The sequence below is a fragment of the Saccharothrix sp. CB00851 genome (assembly GCF_001905065.1).
Taxonomy (GTDB): Bacteria; Actinomycetota; Actinomycetes; order Mycobacteriales; family Pseudonocardiaceae; genus Actinosynnema.
Window position 1 is genome coordinate 86529 of the sequence record NZ_LWLC01000022.1, and the last position, 15520, is coordinate 102048.

A 15520-nucleotide genomic window follows, 5' to 3' on the forward strand; every position below is an offset into this window, starting at 1 on the left:
CCGGGCGGTGAACGACCGGCGAACCGCTCACACGTACATCGGTGATGGGTGTATCAGTGCAACTCGGCCGCCGCGGCGCGGAAGACGGCGTCGGCGACGCGGGCCAGCGGCGGTGAGTCGAGCTTCCACTGCTGCCAGTGCAGCAGCACGTCCACGGGCCGGTCGGGGGCCAGGTGCACGAGCCTGCGGTGGGCGGCGATCTGGTGCTCGGTGAGCAGCGCCCATCCCGCGCCCGCGACCACGGCGTCCTCGAACACGTGCCCGTCGGGCAGGTGGTGGCGGTGCGCGGAGGCGTTGCGGCCGGACAGCTCGCGGCAGAACCGGTCCTGCAGGTCGTCCTTCTCGTCGAAGACGATCACCGGGGCGTCGTGCAGCGGCTGCCCGTCGGCGAGCCAGCGCCGGGTGAACCGCTTGGTGGCCACGGCGTGGTAGCGGATGCTCCCGAGTGGACGGACGACGCAGCCCTGCACCGGACGGGGTGAGGACGTGACCGCGCCGACGACGAGGCCCTGGCGGAGCAGTTCGGCGGTGTGGTCCTGGTCGTCGCGCCGCACGCTGAGCACGAGGCCCTCGTCGGCGGCCAGTTCCTTGACCACGCGGCGGAACCAGGTGGCGAGCGAGTCGGCGTTGACCGCGACCGGGATCGGGGTGGGGTCCTCGACCAGGCCGAGCGCTTCGCGGGCGTCGCGGTCGAGCAACGCCTGCTGCCGCCCGTACCGGGCGATCACCGCGCCGGAGTCGGTGAGCCGCGCGGGCTTGGACCGGACCAGCAGCACGCGGCCGGTGCGCTGTTCGAGCAGTTTGATGCGCTGGCTCACGGCGGACGGTGTGACGTGCAGCGCCTTGGCGGCGGCGTCGAAGGTGCCTTCGTCCACGACGGCCAGCAGGGTGCGCACGCACTCCGGATCGAGCATCACGAGCGCTAATGATACGTAAGAAAACGTAGCTGGCCTTATCCCAGTCGCGTTCCTACCGTCGAGGCCGTGACCTACGCGCTGCTCGCCGGGCTCGGCACCGGACTGTCCCTCATCGTCGTGATCGGCGCCCAGAACGCCTTGGTGCTGCGCCAGGGCGTGCTGCGGCAGCAGGTGCCCGCGATCGTGGCCATCTGCGCGGGCTCGGACGCGCTGCTCATCGCGCTCGGTGTCGGCGGTGTCGGTGCGGCGTTCACCGCGTGGCCCGCCGCGTTGACGGTGGTGCGGTGGGTCGGTGCGGCGTTCCTGGTCGGGTACGGCGTGCTGGCGGCACGGCGGGTGCTGCGGCCGGCGGCGCTGGAGCCGGCCACGACGGCGAAGGCGGGTGCCGCGGTGATCGCCACCTGCCTGGCGCTGACCTGGCTGAACCCGCACGTGTACCTGGACACCGTGCTGCTGCTGGGCACGGCGTCCACCGGGTTCGGCGGCGACCGGTGGTGGTTCGCGGCCGGTGCGATCGCGGGCAGCGTGCTGTGGTTCAGCGCGCTCGGGTTCGGCGCCCGCTGGTTGTCGGGGGCGTTCGCCAAGCCCGAGGCGTGGCGGGTGCTGGACGCGGCGGTCGCCGTGGTGGTCACGGCGACCGGCGTCTCCCTCGTCGTCTGAGGAACTAGACCAGGCGTGCCTTGGCGCGTGCCGTGATCGGCACGTGCTTGTAGCCGGACACGAAGTTGGAGATCAGCCGTTCCGGTTTGCCCGCGGGCGCGAAGTCCTCGAAGCGGGTCAGCAGTTCCTCGAACAGGATCTTCAACGTCACCCGTGCCACGCTGTGCCCGATGCAGTAGTGCGGCCCGATGCCGAACGCCAGGTGCTTGTTGGGCTTGCGCCGGATGTCGAAGGTTTCCGAGTCCCCGAACTCGCCCTCGTCCCGGTTCGCCGAACCCAGCCACACCACGACCGCGTCACCGGCGGCGATGGGCGTGTCCCGGATCACCAGGTCGCGCGTGGCGTAGCGGAGCATGTGGTTCACCGGTGACGCCCACCGCAGTGCCTCCTCCACCGCCGTCGTGGTGACGGACATGTCGGCGGCCCAGTCGCGCAGCACGTCGGTCTCGGCGAACTCCGCCATCACGTAGTTCGGCGCGTGCGGCGTGGTGACGTTCGCGCCGAGCAGCAGGCTGTAGCAGTTGGACACGATCTCCGGCGGCGTCATGTGCCTGCCCTCGAACCGGGTGGAGATCAGCACGCTGAGCAGGTCGTCGCCGAGGTTGTCGCGCCGGTGCCGCACCAGGTCCTGGAAGTAGGCGAACAGCTCGTGGTGCGCCATGGACAGGGTCGCGGACTTGCTGCCCGCGTCCTGGTACTCCGGGTCGTCGGCGGCGATGCAGATGGTGGTGAGCCTGCTCAGCCACGCCCAGTCGGACTGCGGCAGGCCCATCATCGTGCCGGTCACCGACATCGGCATGGCGAACATCGCCTGCGCGAAGTCGAAGGTGCCGCCGTCGCCCAGGGGCAGCAGCAGGTCGAGCACGAGGCCGCGGATCATGTCGCGCTGCCGGTCCACCGCGTTGACCGCCAACGCCTTCTTCAGCCTCTTCTGCATCACCGTGTGGCGCGGCGGATCGGTGACGGCCAGCTGCTGGCCGCCGGCCGGGTCGTCCATGCCGAGCAGGCTGAGCATGGTGCCGCGTTCGGAGGTGAACAGTGCGGTGTTCCGCAGCACGTGGTCGGTGTCGTCGAACTTCACCACGGACCAGAACCCGCGGTCGTCGTCGACCTGCAGCCAGCTCAACCCGTCCAGCCCGCGCAGTCGGCGCCACTCAGCGCGGGCGTCACCGTCGCTGTACAGGTGCGGATCCACGAGGTCGGTCGAGCCCACGTGCACCGGACATCCGGACGTGGTGGTCATGGCCCGTTTCCTTTCGTTCGAGCGCGCGTTCATTCCGCGCCGGTCTCGGTCCGCGGTGCCGGGAAATGCGGCCAGCAAAAATCGCCACCCACCTGCCGCGGGTGGCTTCGTCCGCCAGTGGAGCGATTTACGCGTGCCGCGTCGCACGCACCCGTCGGATCCGTTCACGAGTAATGCCGTGAACCAGGTCGCGACCTTCGCGGGAAATCCCCCAGGATGTGCCCGATAGTCCCCAGACCCCAGCGCCGAACTGCGTGCAGCCGACGGAGTTCGAGTGAAGCACGGGGTCACGGGGGTGTCAACCCCGTCTCAGCGAGGCCTCAGAGGTAACTGTTAAAGCCGAACGGGCCAGCGATATTCACGGTCCGCAGTCGCGTTTTGATGACCTTCGAAAGCTTTGCTCCATGCGTGTTCTCGAAGTCGTTCCGACTGACTTTTCGGGATCGCTTGACGCCTTGTGCCGGCCGTCCTACGTTGAGCCACGGCCGCCAGGAGAACTGCGGGGACTGGCTGGCAAGTCTGGGGACTCGAGGGGTAATCGTGGGGCTTTCGCCCGATTCCGGTATTTGTGCTGCGCATTTTCGGGGCGCGCCGACTTTCGCGTCGACCGCGTCCGGCCGCCCGGTCCGGGGCGGGTTCGGGCATGTCTAGCCCGCTGCCGACCACCACCTGGCACGAGGCGACGCCGACCCAGCAGGGCCTGTGGATCCTCGACCGGATCGAGCGGCTGCGGCCCACCTACCTGCTGCCGTCGGTGGTCGAGTTCACCGGCCCGGTGGACCACGCGCTGCTGGTGGAGTCCGTGCGACGGGCCATCGCCCGGCACCCGGCGCTGCGGTCCCGGTTCCGCCTGCAGGCGCGGCTGCGCCGGGTCGAGTACCGCACCGACGCCGAACCGGCCGAGGCCGGGTTCATCGACGCGGCGGCCGACGGCTGGACCGGCGCGGAGCTGGACGACCTGGTCGAGGTGCTCTGCTACACGCCGTTCGACCTGGCCGAGGAGGCGCCGACGCGCGCCGAGGTCATCCGGGTCGACGACCGCACCACGCTGCTCTTGCTCAACGTGCACCACATCGTCTTCGACGGCTGGTCGCGCGGCCTGCTCATGGACGAGATCGCCGCGATCTACCGGGGGAAGCTGCGCGGCGAGGAGATCGAGCTGCCGCCCGCCCCGCACCCGGCGGACGTGCTGTCCCCGCCGGACCCCGAAGACCTCGCCGACCGCGTCGCCGACGTGGTGCAACGGCTGCGCGGCGCGCCCATGGGCGTCGCCCTGCCGTACGACCGCGACCCGGCGTCGGAGGAGTTGTCGCTGCTGGGCGCGGACAGCGCCACGCACCTGGACGCCGACCTGACCAAGCAGCTCGTGGACGTCGCCACCACCGAGGGCGCCACGCTCTACATGACCGGTGTCGCGCTGCTCGCGGCGACGCTGGCGCGGATGAGCGAGCAGCGCGACTTCCTGTTCGCGGTGGTGTGGCCGGGCCGCGACGACCCGGCGACCGCGGACGTGGTCGGCATGTTCATGACGACGCTGGTCGTGCGCATAGGCCTGGACGAGACGACCACGTGGCGGGAGTTGCTGCGCGACGCGCGGTTCGCCGCGATGGAGACGTTCGTGGCCGCCGACGTGCCGCTGGACGCGATCGCCGCCGCGCTCGACCCGAACCGCGACGTGAGCAGGCCGCCGCTGACCCCGGTGCTGGTGCAGCTCAACGCCGTGCCGGACGGGTTCGAGCTGGCACCGGGCGTGCCGGGCCGCTACCGCCCGCTCAAGCCGCAGTACAGCAAGTACGACCTGGCCCTGTTCGTGCGCCTGGACCACAGCTCGGGCGCCGAGCGGCTGGAGCTGTCCCTGGACCGCCCGGCCGACCTGTTCGAGGGCACGACCCTCGTCGACCTGTTCGCAGGCCTGCGCCGCAGTGCCGCCGACCTGGCCCGATTCCCGGAGGAACCCGTGTTGGAACCCACCACCGCCGTTGACGGCATCGCCGACGACCCCGCCGCCCGCCTGGACGCCGTCCGCGGCCTGTGGCGCGAAGTGCTCGGCGTCGAGGAGGTCGCCGACGACGTCAGCTTCTTCGAGGCGGGCGGCGACTCGCTGCGCCTGGTGATCCTGGTCGAACGGCTCAACCAGGTGTCCGGGCACGCCCTGCGCACCGTGGACCTGTTCCGCGCGGGCACGATCCGCGCCCAGGCCGAGCTGCTGGCGGGCCCGGCGAAGTCCACGTCCTCGTCGGCGGGCAGCAGCCGGCAGCGCCTGCTCGACGCCGCCCGCGCCCGTCGCGGCGAGGCACGGGCCTGACCACCACCACCCGGTAGTTCCGCTCTGCGTTGGAGGGGCAGGCAGGCGATGACGTTCAACCAGTACGCGACCGCTGTTCTCGGTTCGGAGATCGACGCTTCGGCGTTCGCCACCCGCAGCTTCATCGGGCTCGGCGGCGACTCGTTACGCGCCATGCGCCTGGCCGCGCTGGTGCAGGAGCGGCTGGGCGTGCGGATTCCGGTGGCCGCGCTGCTCGGTGACGCGCCGCTGGCCGAGGTCCTCGCCGAGGCGGGCGTCGTCACCGCGCCCGCCGAGCCCGCCCCGACCGCCACGTCCGACGACGGGCCGGCGGAGTCGCTGTCCCACGCGCAGCGCGGCATGTGGCTGATCGAGCGGGTCACCGGGGGCTCGCCGTACAACCTGGTGTTCACCTGCTTCGTGCTGCCCGGCACCGAGGGGCGGCTGAAGGGCGAGGTGTTCGAGCGGGCCGTCGCCGCGACCGTCGCCCGCCACCCGGGCCTGCGCACCGTGTACCGCGAGGTGGACGGCGACGTGGCGACCGAGGTCCTCGACCGCCACACCGCCGACATCACGGCGGTGGAGCACGAGGGCGACGGGTTCGAGGAGCACGTGCGGTTCCTGGCCGCCGAGCACGGCAGGCGGCCGTTCGACCTGGCCGCCGCGCCCGCGTTCCGGTTCCTGCGGGTGACCGGCTCGCGCCAGGACGCCGTCGTGCTGATGGCGCACCACATGGTGCTCGACGGGTGGGCGGTCGGCCTGCTGCTCAATGAGCTGTTCGCGCACTACGACGCCCTGGCGCTGGGCCTGCCCGCGCCGTTCACCGGGGTCGCGCCGTCCACGCGGGCGTTGTTCCGGCACCAGGAGCGGGCCCGCGTGAGCGGTGAGTGGGAACGGCAGGCCGAGTTCTGGATCAAGCAGCTCGACGGCGTGCCGACCGTGCTGGAACTGCCCGCGGACCGGCAGCGGCCCGCGTTGCAGGACGCCGCCGGCGACCGCACGGTCGTGGACTTCGGCGTGGACACCAGCGCCGCGGTGGTGCGGCGGGCCCGCGAGCTGGGCATCACGCCGTTCGCGTTCCTGCTCGGCGCGTACGGGGTGACGCTGAGCCGGTGGACCGGCGCGCGCCAGCTGCTGGTCGGCGTGCCGCTGACCGGCCGCGGCACCTCCGAGCTGGAGGAACTGGTCGCGGTGGCGGGCAACCTCGTGCCGGTGCGCATCGACGTGGACGACGACGCGCCGGTCGCGGACTACCTGCGCGCGGTGCACACCTCGTTGGCGCAGAGCATCGACGCGGGCGCGCTGCCGTTCGAGGAACTGGTGGCGCGGCTGGGCGTGGAGCGCAGCCTGGGGTGCCACCCGCTGGTGCAGGCCACGTTCGGCATGCACGACCAGCTGGTGCCGCAGCGGCTGGAGTCGGCGGGGCTGGAGATCCGGGTCGAGGAGGGGCACGGCGGCGGCTCGCAGTTCGACCTGTCGCTGCTGATCCGGCAGTCCGAACCGTCACTGGCGGGGCACCTGGAGTACGCGACGAGCGTGTGGGGGGTGGCCGAGGTCGAGGGCTTCGTGGCCGACTTCCGGACCGCGGCGGCGGAACTGGCGGCCGCCGGCGGCGCGCTGGAGGAGGTGCGCTGCGTCGCGCCGGAACGGCGGGCGTCGCTGGACCGGATCAACGAGACCCGCCGCGACTTCCCGTTCGCGTCCCTGGACGAGCTGTTCCGCGACGTCGCGCGCAGCACGCCGGACGCGGTGGCGGTGCGCGAGGGTGACGTGGAGCTGACCTATCGGCAGCTGGCCGGTGCGGCGGCGCGCCAGGCGCGGCTGCTGCGCGAGGCCGGGGTGCGGCCGGGTGACCGGGTGCTCGTGGGGGTGGAGCGGTCGGTCGCCGAGGTCGTCGCGGTGCTGGGCGTGGTCTGGGCCGGTGCCGCCTACGTGGGCGTCGACCTGGGCCTGCCCGCCGCGCACACCGGGAAGATCGTGGCCAAGGCCGCGCCGACGGCGGCGTTGGTCGCACTCGACGCGGCGGACCGGGTACCCGGTGTCCCGGTCGTGTCCACTTGGGACTCGTCATGGACCGGGGGCGAGGTCGACGTGCTGCCCGCCGACCCCGATCGGCTGGCGTACGTGGCGTTCACGTCCGGCTCCACGGGTCAGCCCAAGGGTGTCGCCATCCCGCACCGGGCGGTCGTGCGGCTGGTGCACGACGCCGATTTCGTCCGGCTGGGCGCGGGGGAGCGGGTGCTGCGGCTGTCGCCGCTGGCGTTCGACGCGTCCACCCTGGAGCTGTGGGGCGCGCTGCTCACCGGCGCCACCCTGGAGGTGCACCCGGCCGGCCTGCCCACGCCCAGCGAGCTCGGCGACTTCCTGCTCGAACGGGAAGTCACCGTGGCGTGGCTGACCGCGGGCCTGTTCCGGCTGGTCGAGGAGTTCGCGCCGGACTCGTTCGCGGGCCTGCGCCAACTGCTGTCCGGCGGTGACGTCGTGCCGCACGACCACGCCGCCCGCGTGCTCGCCCGCCACCCCGGCCTGGTCATCACCAACGGCTACGGGCCCACCGAGAACACCACGTTCACCACGACGTACTCGGTCAGCGACCCCGACGGGATCGACGGTCCGCTGCCCATCGGCACCCCGCTGCCCGGCACCCGCGTGTACGTGCTGGACGAACGCGGTCGGCGTGTGCCGCCCGGCGCGGTCGGCGAGCTGTACGCGGCGGGCGAGGGCCTGGCCGTCGGCTACCTGGACGACGAGGCCGAGACCGCGCGGGCGTTCGGGCACTTCTCGCCCGAGGTCGACGAACGCCTCTACCGCACCGGTGACGTGGTGCGCATCGACACCCGGGGCAGGCTGCGGTTCCTGGGCCGCCGCGACGACCAGGTGAAGCTGCGCGGCTACCGGGTCGAGCTGTCCGCGATCAGCGACGCCCTGGTCGCGCACCCGGCCGTGCACGACGCCGTGGTGGCCGTGACCGGCGACAACAGCGCCGACAAGCGCCTGGTCGCCGCGGTGGTGCTCGAAGCCGGTCAGCAGACGGGAACCGCCGAGCTGCGCGACTTCCTGGCCGACCGGCTGCCGGTCTACATGGTGCCGGTGCTGTGGGCCGTGGTGGACCGGATCCCGTTGACGGGCAACGGCAAGGTCGACCGCCGTGCCCTGGTCGCCCAGGCCGCGCCCGCCGGACAACGCGCGCCCAAGCCCGTGGTGGCCGACCGGAGTGCCGACGAGGGCCTGGTGCCGCTGTTCGTGGAGGCCATCGGCGGCGAGCCGACCACCGCGGTCGACGCCGACACCGACTTCTTCGTCGTCGGCGGCAACTCGATGGGCGCGGTGCGGCTGGTGAAGCTGGTCAAGGACCGGTTGGGCGTCACGCTGCGGCTGCGCGACTTCCTGCGCACCCCCACCCCGGCGGGCCTGGGGCAACTGGTGGCGAAGGCGGGCGGGAAATGACCGCCGTCGCCGTCATCGGGATGGCCGCCCGGCTGCCCGGCGCCGACGACGTCCGGGAGTTCTGGGCCCTGCTGCGCGGCGGGGTCGAGGGCATCTCCCGCTTCGATCCCGACGACCTGATCCGGCGCGGCGCGGACCCGGACTACGTGCGGCGGCCGAACTTCGTGCCCGCCATGGGCACGATCCGCGAGCCGTATCACTTCGACTGGTCCTTCTTCGGCTACAGCCGGGCCGAGGCGGCGAACATCGACCCGCAGCAACGGGTGTTCCTGCAGGCCGCCACCGCGGCCCTGGACGACGCGGCGATCGACCCGACCCGGTTCCCGGGCTGGATCGGCGTGTACGCGGGCGCGGACAAGGTCGCCGCCCGCGCCGACGACCAGCTCAGCGAGCTGGCCCAGTACATCGGCACCGAGAAGGACTTCCTGGCCACCCGGGTGGCCTACAAGCTGGGGCTGCGCGGCCCGGCGGTGACCGTGCAGTCGGCGTGCTCCACCTCGCTGGTGGCCGTGCACCTGGCCGCGACGGCGTTGCGCGGCGGCGAGTGCGACGTGGCCCTGGCGGGCGGCGTCGCGGTCACCGGCAAGGGCGAGTGGGGCTACCTGTACGAGCCGGGCGGCATCCTGTCGCGCGACGGCCACTGCCGCCCGTTCGACGCGGACGCCGACGGCACCGTGCCCAGCGAGGGCGTCGGCGTCGTGGTGCTCAAGCGCCTGGACGACGCGCTGCGCGACGGCGACCGGGTCGACGCGGTGATCCTCGGTTCGGCGATCAACAACGACGGCGGGGAGAAGATGGGCTACACCGCGCCGTCCATCCCCGGCCAGAGCGACGTCATCCGCTACACCCAGCAGGTCGCCGACGTCGACCCGGCGGACCTGGACTACGTCGAGGCGCACGGCACCGCGACCAAGCTCGGCGACCCGGTCGAGGTGTCCGCGTTGACCGACGTGTTCCGCGACTCCACCGACGCCACCGGCTGGTGCCACTTGGGCGCGGTGAAGTCCAACCTCGGCCACACCGGGTCGGCGGCGGGCGTCGCGGGCCTGATCAAGACCGTGCTGATGCTCAAGCACGGCGAGCTGGTGCCCACGCTGCACTACGGCAGCCCCAACCCGCTGCTCGACCTCGACGCCACCCCGTTCCGGGTGGTCACGACCACGCAGCCGTGGCCCGACCGCGGCACCCGGCTCGCGTCGGTCAGCTCGTTCGGCGTGGGCGGCACCAACGCCCACGTGATCGTGCAGGGAGCACCGCCGCGCACCGCGCCCGTCGCCCGCGACGGCGCACGGGTGCTGGCGCTGTCCGCGGCGTCCACCGACGCCCTGGGACGGATGCGCGACGACCTCGCGCGAGCGCTGCGGTCCGAGCCGAAGCTCGACCTGCCCGAGGTGGCCCGGACGCTCGCCGACCGGCGGGCGCACGGGCACCGCCAAGCCTTCGTCGCCGGTGATGCCACCGAAGCCGGGGACCTGCTGGCCGCCGCCGGGGAACCCGCGCCGCCCGGCAGGCTCGACAAGGTCGCGTTCCTGTTCCCCGGCCAGGGCACGCTGGAGTCCGCCGCGGGCGCGGCCGCCCACCGGCTGCTGCCCGGCTTCCGCCGCTGCTTCGACGAGATCCGCGAGGTCGTCGCCGAGCGGCACGGCGTGGACCTCACACCGGTGGTGGACCCCTCCGCCGCCGACACCGCGTGGTTCGCCGACACCGTCCACCAGCAGCTGGGCCTGTTCGCCCTCGGCTGGGCACTGGGCAGGCAGGTCGCCGACTGGAGCGTGCGCCCCGCGGCGATGCTCGGCAACAGCATCGGCGAGTACGCCCAGGCCACGCTCGCCGGGGTGTGGCGGCCGGCGGACGCCGCCGAGCTGGTGTTCCGGCGCGCGACCGCCATGGCCGCCCTGGAGCCCGGCCGCATGGTCGCCGTCAAAGCGCCCGCCGAGGAGGTCGCGCGGCGGCTCGGCGACGGCGGCGACGTCACCATCTGCATCGTGGGCCCCGGCAGCGTGGTCGTCGGCGGGCTCGCACCGGCGGTGGACGAGGTGCTGCGCGGCGGCGCGCTGCACGGGCTGGACGTGCGGGTGCTGAACATGAGCCGCGCCTCGCACAGCCCCGTGATGGCACCGGCGGCCGAGGTGCTGGCGGCGCTCGTCACCACCGTGCCCGGCGCCCGGCCCGGGGTGCGGCTGGTGTCCAACACCACCGGCGACTGGGCCGACCCCGACGAGATCACCGGGCCCGCCTACTGGGCCGACCAGCTGCGCCTGCCGGTGCGCCTCGACCGCGGCCTGGGCACGCTGCTCGCCTCGGGCTGCGACACGTTCCTCGAACTCGGCCCCGGCACGTCGATGACCGGAGCCCTGCGGCGCCACCGCGACTGGGACACCGGCCACACCACGATCCCGCTGCTGGGCCGACCCGAGGACACCGAGCGCAGCCTGCTGCGCGCCCTGGGCACGTTGTGGGAGCGCGGCGCGGACGTCGCGCTCGACGACCTGCGCGACGACGTGTTCCCGGTCTCGCTGCCCACCTACTCGTTCACACCGCACGACCCCCAGCAGGGGTCCGCACAGCTCGGACCGGCTGCCCCCCAGGGGAAACCCGGGGCCACACCGACGCGCAAGCCCGCGGGGCAGCCGGTCCGGTCCACCGCCCTGGCCACCGCCGAACGCCTGTGGCGCGCCACGCTCGGCACCGACTCGGTGGCCGCGGACGACGATTTCTTCGCCCTCGGCGGCGAATCGCTGATGGCGGTCGACTTCACGGCCCGGCTGCGCGAGGAGGCCGGGCTGGACATCACGGTCACCGAGTTCACCCGCGACCCGAGGTTCGGGGCGCTGGCGGCCTTGGCCGAGCGGGCCGACAGCGCCGTCCCGCGCGCGGTGGACGCCGTCGTGCTGCACGGGGGCACCGGGCGGCCCTTCGTCCTGATCGCCGACGCGGCGGGCGGCGCGCTCGCCTACCGCACCCTGACCGAGGAGCTCGGCGACCACGCCCTGTACTGCCTGGAGCCGCGCGGCCCGCTGCGCGGCGGCATCGCCCGGCAGGCCGCGCACCACGTGGAGGCGCTGCGGCGGGTGCTGCCGCACGGCCCGTACGCGCTGGGCGGCTGGTCGTTCGGCGCGGTGCTGGCGCACGAGGTGGCGCGGCAGCTCGAACACGACGGCGAGACCGTGGACGCCGTGGTCGCGCTCGACGCGTACGTGCAGGGCAGGCGTGGCGTGCCGATCGGCGTGGACCCGGGGTTCGTCTACAGCCGGATCCGCACCGAGCTCGACGCCGCGCTGGGCCTGGGGCCGGTGGGCGCGCAGGTGCGCCGCAACCCGGCGCTGCGCCGACTGCTGCGGACCAAGGCCGCGGCCCTGGCGACCTACGTGCCCGGACCGGTCGCGGCGCGGGCCGTCGTGTTCCGCACCGGCACGTCCGACCGCGCCGCGCGGCGCCTGGAGAAGCGGCTCGCCCCGCTGTACCGCGGTGGCGTCCGGGTGCGGCCGGTGGGCGGCGACCACTGGTCGGTGCTGGGCCGACCGCACGTCCGCGACCTCGCCGAGGACCTGCGCGAAATCATGATCGAAGCCGAGAGGGTGCAGTGATGTCAGCAGAACCCGCCGTGACCACCGAGGTCCAGGCCACGCCGCCGCCCGAGAAACCGCTGTTCCGCAACAAGGACTTCCAGGCGCTGTGGATCAGCCAGTTCCTGGCCGCGGTGGCCAAGGAGTCGGCGGAGATCGCCTACCCGCTGCTGATCCTGGCGACCACGGGTTCGGCGACGTACGCGGGCGCGGTCGGCTCGGTCGCCCTCATCGTGGCGGGGGTGGCCTCGCTGCCCGGCGGCTCGCTCACCGACCGCTTCGACCGGCGCAAGATCATGCTCCTCACCGACGGCATCCGCATGGTGCTGCTGGCCCTGTTCAGCTTCCTGGTGCTCACCGGCACGACCAACATGGCGATCATCTTCGCGATCGTCATCGTCTCCTCGGCGTGCCTCGGTGTGTCCAACCCGGCCGGCCTGGCGGCGATCAAGCAGCTCGTGCCGCCGTCCCAGCTCACCCAGGCCCAAGGGCAGAACCAGATCCGGTTCTTCGGCGCGACGGTCGCCGGTCCGCCGATCGGCGGCGCGCTCTACGGCATCGCCCGCGCGCTGCCGTTCCTCGCCGCCGCCATCGCCTTCCTCGCCTCCGCGGTGATCCTGCTGTTCATCAAGAAGCCGATGCAGGCACCGCCGTCGCCGACCGACACCGGCAAGCGCGGCGCGTGGGAGGGCTTCAAGTTCATCGCGGGCCAGCCGATCATCCGCATCCTGATCCTCTGGGTGTGCGTGTCGAACATGGCCTTCAACCACTCCGGCATGTTCCTCGCGCTCATCGCCACCGCCGAGGGCCGCAACGCCTCCGAGGCGGTCATCGGCACCACGCTGGCCATCGCCGGCGCCGGCGGCCTCACCGGCGCGATCATCGGCCCGGTCGTGCTCAAGTACGTCAAGCCGTCGCTGATCATGGCCTACGCCATCTGGATCGGCCCGGTCGCCGCCGTCCTGCTCGCGATCATCCCCGCGGTGCTGCCGCTGGGCATCATCGTCGCCTGCATCTTCCTGCGCGCCGGCGTGGTGAACGCGCTGTTCTTCGGCTACATCGGCGCCCTCGTGCCGGATTCCAAGCAGGGCCGCGTCATCGGCGCGATCATGTTCATCTCCATGATCGCCCAGCCCATCGGCATCTTCGCCGTCGGCGCGATCTTCGACCTCGCCGGGCCGACCTGGGTGTTCATCACCATGGCCGTCGTCGGCACGGCCGCGGCGCTGCCCACCCTCACCAAGCAGATCCGCACGCTGCCCGCGCCCGAAGAGCTGGCCAAGCAGGACTGACCGCCCAAGCCCACCGGGAGGACACCGCAATGACCACCGAAGCGCACCCCGTCGACGCGGCGGCAGCCGAGACCGCGCCCACCGAGATCGCGCCCATCGAGACCGCGCCCACCGACACCGCGCCCACCGACACCGCGCCCATCGAGACCGCGCCCACCGGCACCGCGCCCGCCTCGCGCTGCCCCGTCGCCCACCGCGAACCGCTGCCGCCCGAGTTCTTCACCGAGCCCGGCGCGAACCCGTACCCGGCGTTCGCCGAGCTGCGCGCGCACTGCCCGGTCCGGCCCATCAACCACCCGCCGGGCGCCGAGGCCTACGTCGTGGCCGACTACGACACCGTGTCGAAGCTGTTCACCGACCCGCGCGTCTCCAAGAGCGTGGACAACGCACCCCAGTGGTTCCGCGACCTGCTCGTGGACTCCAGCCCCATCCTGATCCGCAACATGCTGACCGCCGACGCACCGGAGCACACCCGGCTGCGCAAGCTGGTCAGCCGGGCGTTCGTGCCGCGCAAGATGGAGCTGATGCGCCCGCGCATCCAGGAGATCACCGACGGGCTGATCGACGCCTTCCCCGAGCACGGCGTGGGCGACCTGTTCAACGACTTCGCGCTCGCCCTGCCGCTGCGGGTGATCTGCGAGTTCCTCGGCGTGCCGCTGGAGGACCGCCCGCAGCTGCACGAGTGGGGCACCATCCTCACCGGCGCCCCCTACGCGGACGAGGAGTCCAACGCGCGCCTGAAGTGGGCCAGCGAGAGCACCGAGCGCTACCTGCTGGACCTGCTGGCGCAGCGGCGCGACAACCTCGGCGAGGACCTGGTGTCCAGCCTCATCCGCGCCACCGACGAGGACGTGTTCACCAACGACGAGCTGGTGTCCACGCTCATCCTGCTGATCATCGCGGGCCACAAGACCACCGCGAACCTCATCGGCAACGGCACCCACGCGCTGTTCCAGCACCCCGACCAGCTGGAACTGCTGCGCAACGACCCTTCGCTGGTGGAGAACGCCATCGAGGAGTTCCTGCGCTACGAGGGCCCGGTCTACCGGGGCACGCTGCGGCTGGCCGCGCAGGACATGGAGATCAACGGGGTGCCGATCCCCAAGGAGAGCTTCGTCCACCTGCTGCTCAACTCGGCCAACCACGACCCGGCGGTGTTCTCCGACCCCGACCGGCTCGACATCACCCGGCAGGGCATCAAGCACTTCGCGTTCGGCCACGGCGCCCACTTCTGCCCCGGCGCGCCGCTGTCCCGGGTCGAGGGCCGGATCGCGTTCACCACGCTGCTGCGCCGCCTGCCCGGCCTGCGGCTGGCCGTCGAACCGGACGAGGTGGAGTGGCTGTTCGACAACTCGACCAGCCGCGGCCTGGCGAAGCTGCCCGTCACCTACGACCGCAGGCTGCCGCGGTGAGCGCGAAGCTGGTGTGCCTGCCGTTCGGCGGCGCGGGCGCGTCGTTCTTCCGGCCGTGGTCGGCGATCGCCGGCGACCGGCTGGAGGTCGTGCCCGTGCAGCTGCCCGGCCGGGAGCGGCAGATCGACCTCGACCCGTACACCGACGTCCACGAGGCCGTGGCCGGGTTGCTGCCCGGTCTGCTCGCCGAGCTCGGGCGGTCGAGGGTGGTGCTGTTCGGGCACAGCCTGGGCGCGGTGCTGGCCTACGAGTTCGCGCACCGGCTGCTCGACGAGCCGGGGGTGGAGCTGCTGCGGCTGGTCGTCAGCGGCTCGCCCGCGCCCGGCGTGCGGCGCGAGCTGACCGCCACCGGCCTGGCCGACGACGACGAGTTCCTGGCCAGGGTCAACCGGATCGCCGGCTACACGCACGAGGCGTTCGACGACCCGGAGATGCGGGAGCTGATCCTGCCGACCCTGCGCGCCGACGTGGAGATGCACGAGACCTACCTGCCGTCCACCGAGGAACCGCTGGCCGTGCCCGTCACCGCCGTGCGCGGCGCGGACGACGCGCTGGTGTCGGCCGACGAGGCGGCGGGCTGGGCCAAGGTCACCGGGCGCGACTTCGAGCTGGTCGAGGTGCCCGGCGGGCACATGTACCTGACCGATTCGGCGCCCGCGCTGATCGACCTGATCGACTCGACCGTCCACTGAGGGGGGA

General features: G+C 72.7%; 9 protein-coding genes. 7 read left to right on the forward strand and 2 right to left on the reverse strand.

Annotation, left to right across the window (positions count from 1 at the left end; all coding sequences use genetic code 11):
* Positions 1-53 precede the first annotated feature (53 nt).
* On the reverse strand, positions 54-914 hold the full coding sequence (locus A6A25_RS21460) for a LysR family transcriptional regulator ArgP (protein WP_073892645.1): 861 nt from the start codon (positions 912-914) through the stop codon (positions 54-56).
* A 69-nt stretch (positions 915-983) separates the two neighbouring features.
* Here A6A25_RS21460 and A6A25_RS21465 point away from each other — a divergent pair, with 69 nt between their 5' ends.
* A complete protein-coding gene (locus tag A6A25_RS21465) occupies positions 984-1577 on the forward strand; it encodes a LysE/ArgO family amino acid transporter (protein WP_073892647.1) in 594 nt (197 codons plus the stop codon).
* A 4-nt stretch (positions 1578-1581) separates the two neighbouring features.
* Here A6A25_RS21465 and A6A25_RS21470 read toward each other — a convergent pair whose 3' ends face one another.
* Positions 1582-2820 (reverse strand): cytochrome P450, encoded by a 1239-nt coding sequence (locus A6A25_RS21470; protein ID WP_073892649.1) that lies wholly within the window; start codon positions 2818-2820, stop codon positions 1582-1584.
* Between the two features lie 643 nt (positions 2821-3463).
* Between A6A25_RS21470 and A6A25_RS21475 the strand changes: the two genes are divergently transcribed.
* The 6 genes from A6A25_RS21475 to A6A25_RS21500 are packed head-to-tail and all read left to right on the forward strand — an operon-like array spanning position 3464 to position 15513.
* On the forward strand, positions 3464-5125 hold the full coding sequence (locus A6A25_RS21475) for a condensation domain-containing protein (RefSeq protein ID WP_241828838.1): 1662 nt from the start codon (positions 3464-3466) through the stop codon (positions 5123-5125).
* 48 nt (positions 5126-5173) lie between these two features.
* Positions 5174-8551, forward strand: a complete 3378-nt coding sequence (locus tag A6A25_RS21480) for a non-ribosomal peptide synthetase (RefSeq protein WP_073892651.1) — start codon at positions 5174-5176, stop codon at positions 8549-8551.
* On the forward strand, positions 8548-12138 hold the full coding sequence (locus A6A25_RS21485; protein ID WP_073892653.1) for a type I polyketide synthase: 3591 nt from the start codon (positions 8548-8550) through the stop codon (positions 12136-12138). The genes A6A25_RS21480 and A6A25_RS21485 overlap by 4 nt, the downstream gene beginning before the upstream one ends.
* Positions 12138-13409 carry an MFS transporter gene (locus tag A6A25_RS21490; RefSeq protein ID WP_073892655.1) on the forward strand — a complete coding sequence of 424 codons (1272 nt, stop codon included), beginning with the start codon at positions 12138-12140 and terminating at the stop codon, positions 13407-13409. Before A6A25_RS21485 ends, A6A25_RS21490 begins: the two co-directional genes overlap by 1 nt.
* A gap of 29 nt (positions 13410-13438) precedes the next feature.
* On the forward strand, positions 13439-14821 hold the full coding sequence (locus A6A25_RS21495; protein WP_143193319.1) for a cytochrome P450 family protein: 1383 nt from the start codon (positions 13439-13441) through the stop codon (positions 14819-14821).
* Complete coding sequence (locus tag A6A25_RS21500) at positions 14818-15513, forward strand: thioesterase II family protein (RefSeq protein ID WP_073892657.1); 696 nt, start codon at positions 14818-14820, stop codon at positions 15511-15513. The genes A6A25_RS21495 and A6A25_RS21500 overlap by 4 nt, the downstream gene beginning before the upstream one ends.
* Positions 15514-15520: the final 7 nt, after the last annotated feature.

Excerpts from the sequence above, each read along its gene's own strand:
- A6A25_RS21475 (WP_241828838.1), top strand. The coding sequence starts at position 3,464 with ATGTCTAGCCCGCTGCCGACCACCACCTGGCACGAGGCGACGCCGACC.
- A6A25_RS21470 (WP_073892649.1), bottom strand. The coding sequence starts at position 2,820 with ATGACCACCACGTCCGGATGTCCGGTGCACGTGGGCTCGACCGACCTC.
- A6A25_RS21495 (WP_143193319.1), top strand. The coding sequence starts at position 13,439 with ATGACCACCGAAGCGCACCCCGTCGACGCGGCGGCAGCCGAGACCGCG.
- A6A25_RS21490 (WP_073892655.1), top strand. The coding sequence starts at position 12,138 with ATGTCAGCAGAACCCGCCGTGACCACCGAGGTCCAGGCCACGCCGCCG.
- A6A25_RS21485 (WP_073892653.1), top strand. The coding sequence starts at position 8,548 with ATGACCGCCGTCGCCGTCATCGGGATGGCCGCCCGGCTGCCCGGCGCC.
- A6A25_RS21480 (WP_073892651.1), top strand. The coding sequence starts at position 5,174 with ATGACGTTCAACCAGTACGCGACCGCTGTTCTCGGTTCGGAGATCGAC.
- A6A25_RS21460 (WP_073892645.1), bottom strand. The coding sequence starts at position 914 with ATGCTCGATCCGGAGTGCGTGCGCACCCTGCTGGCCGTCGTGGACGAA.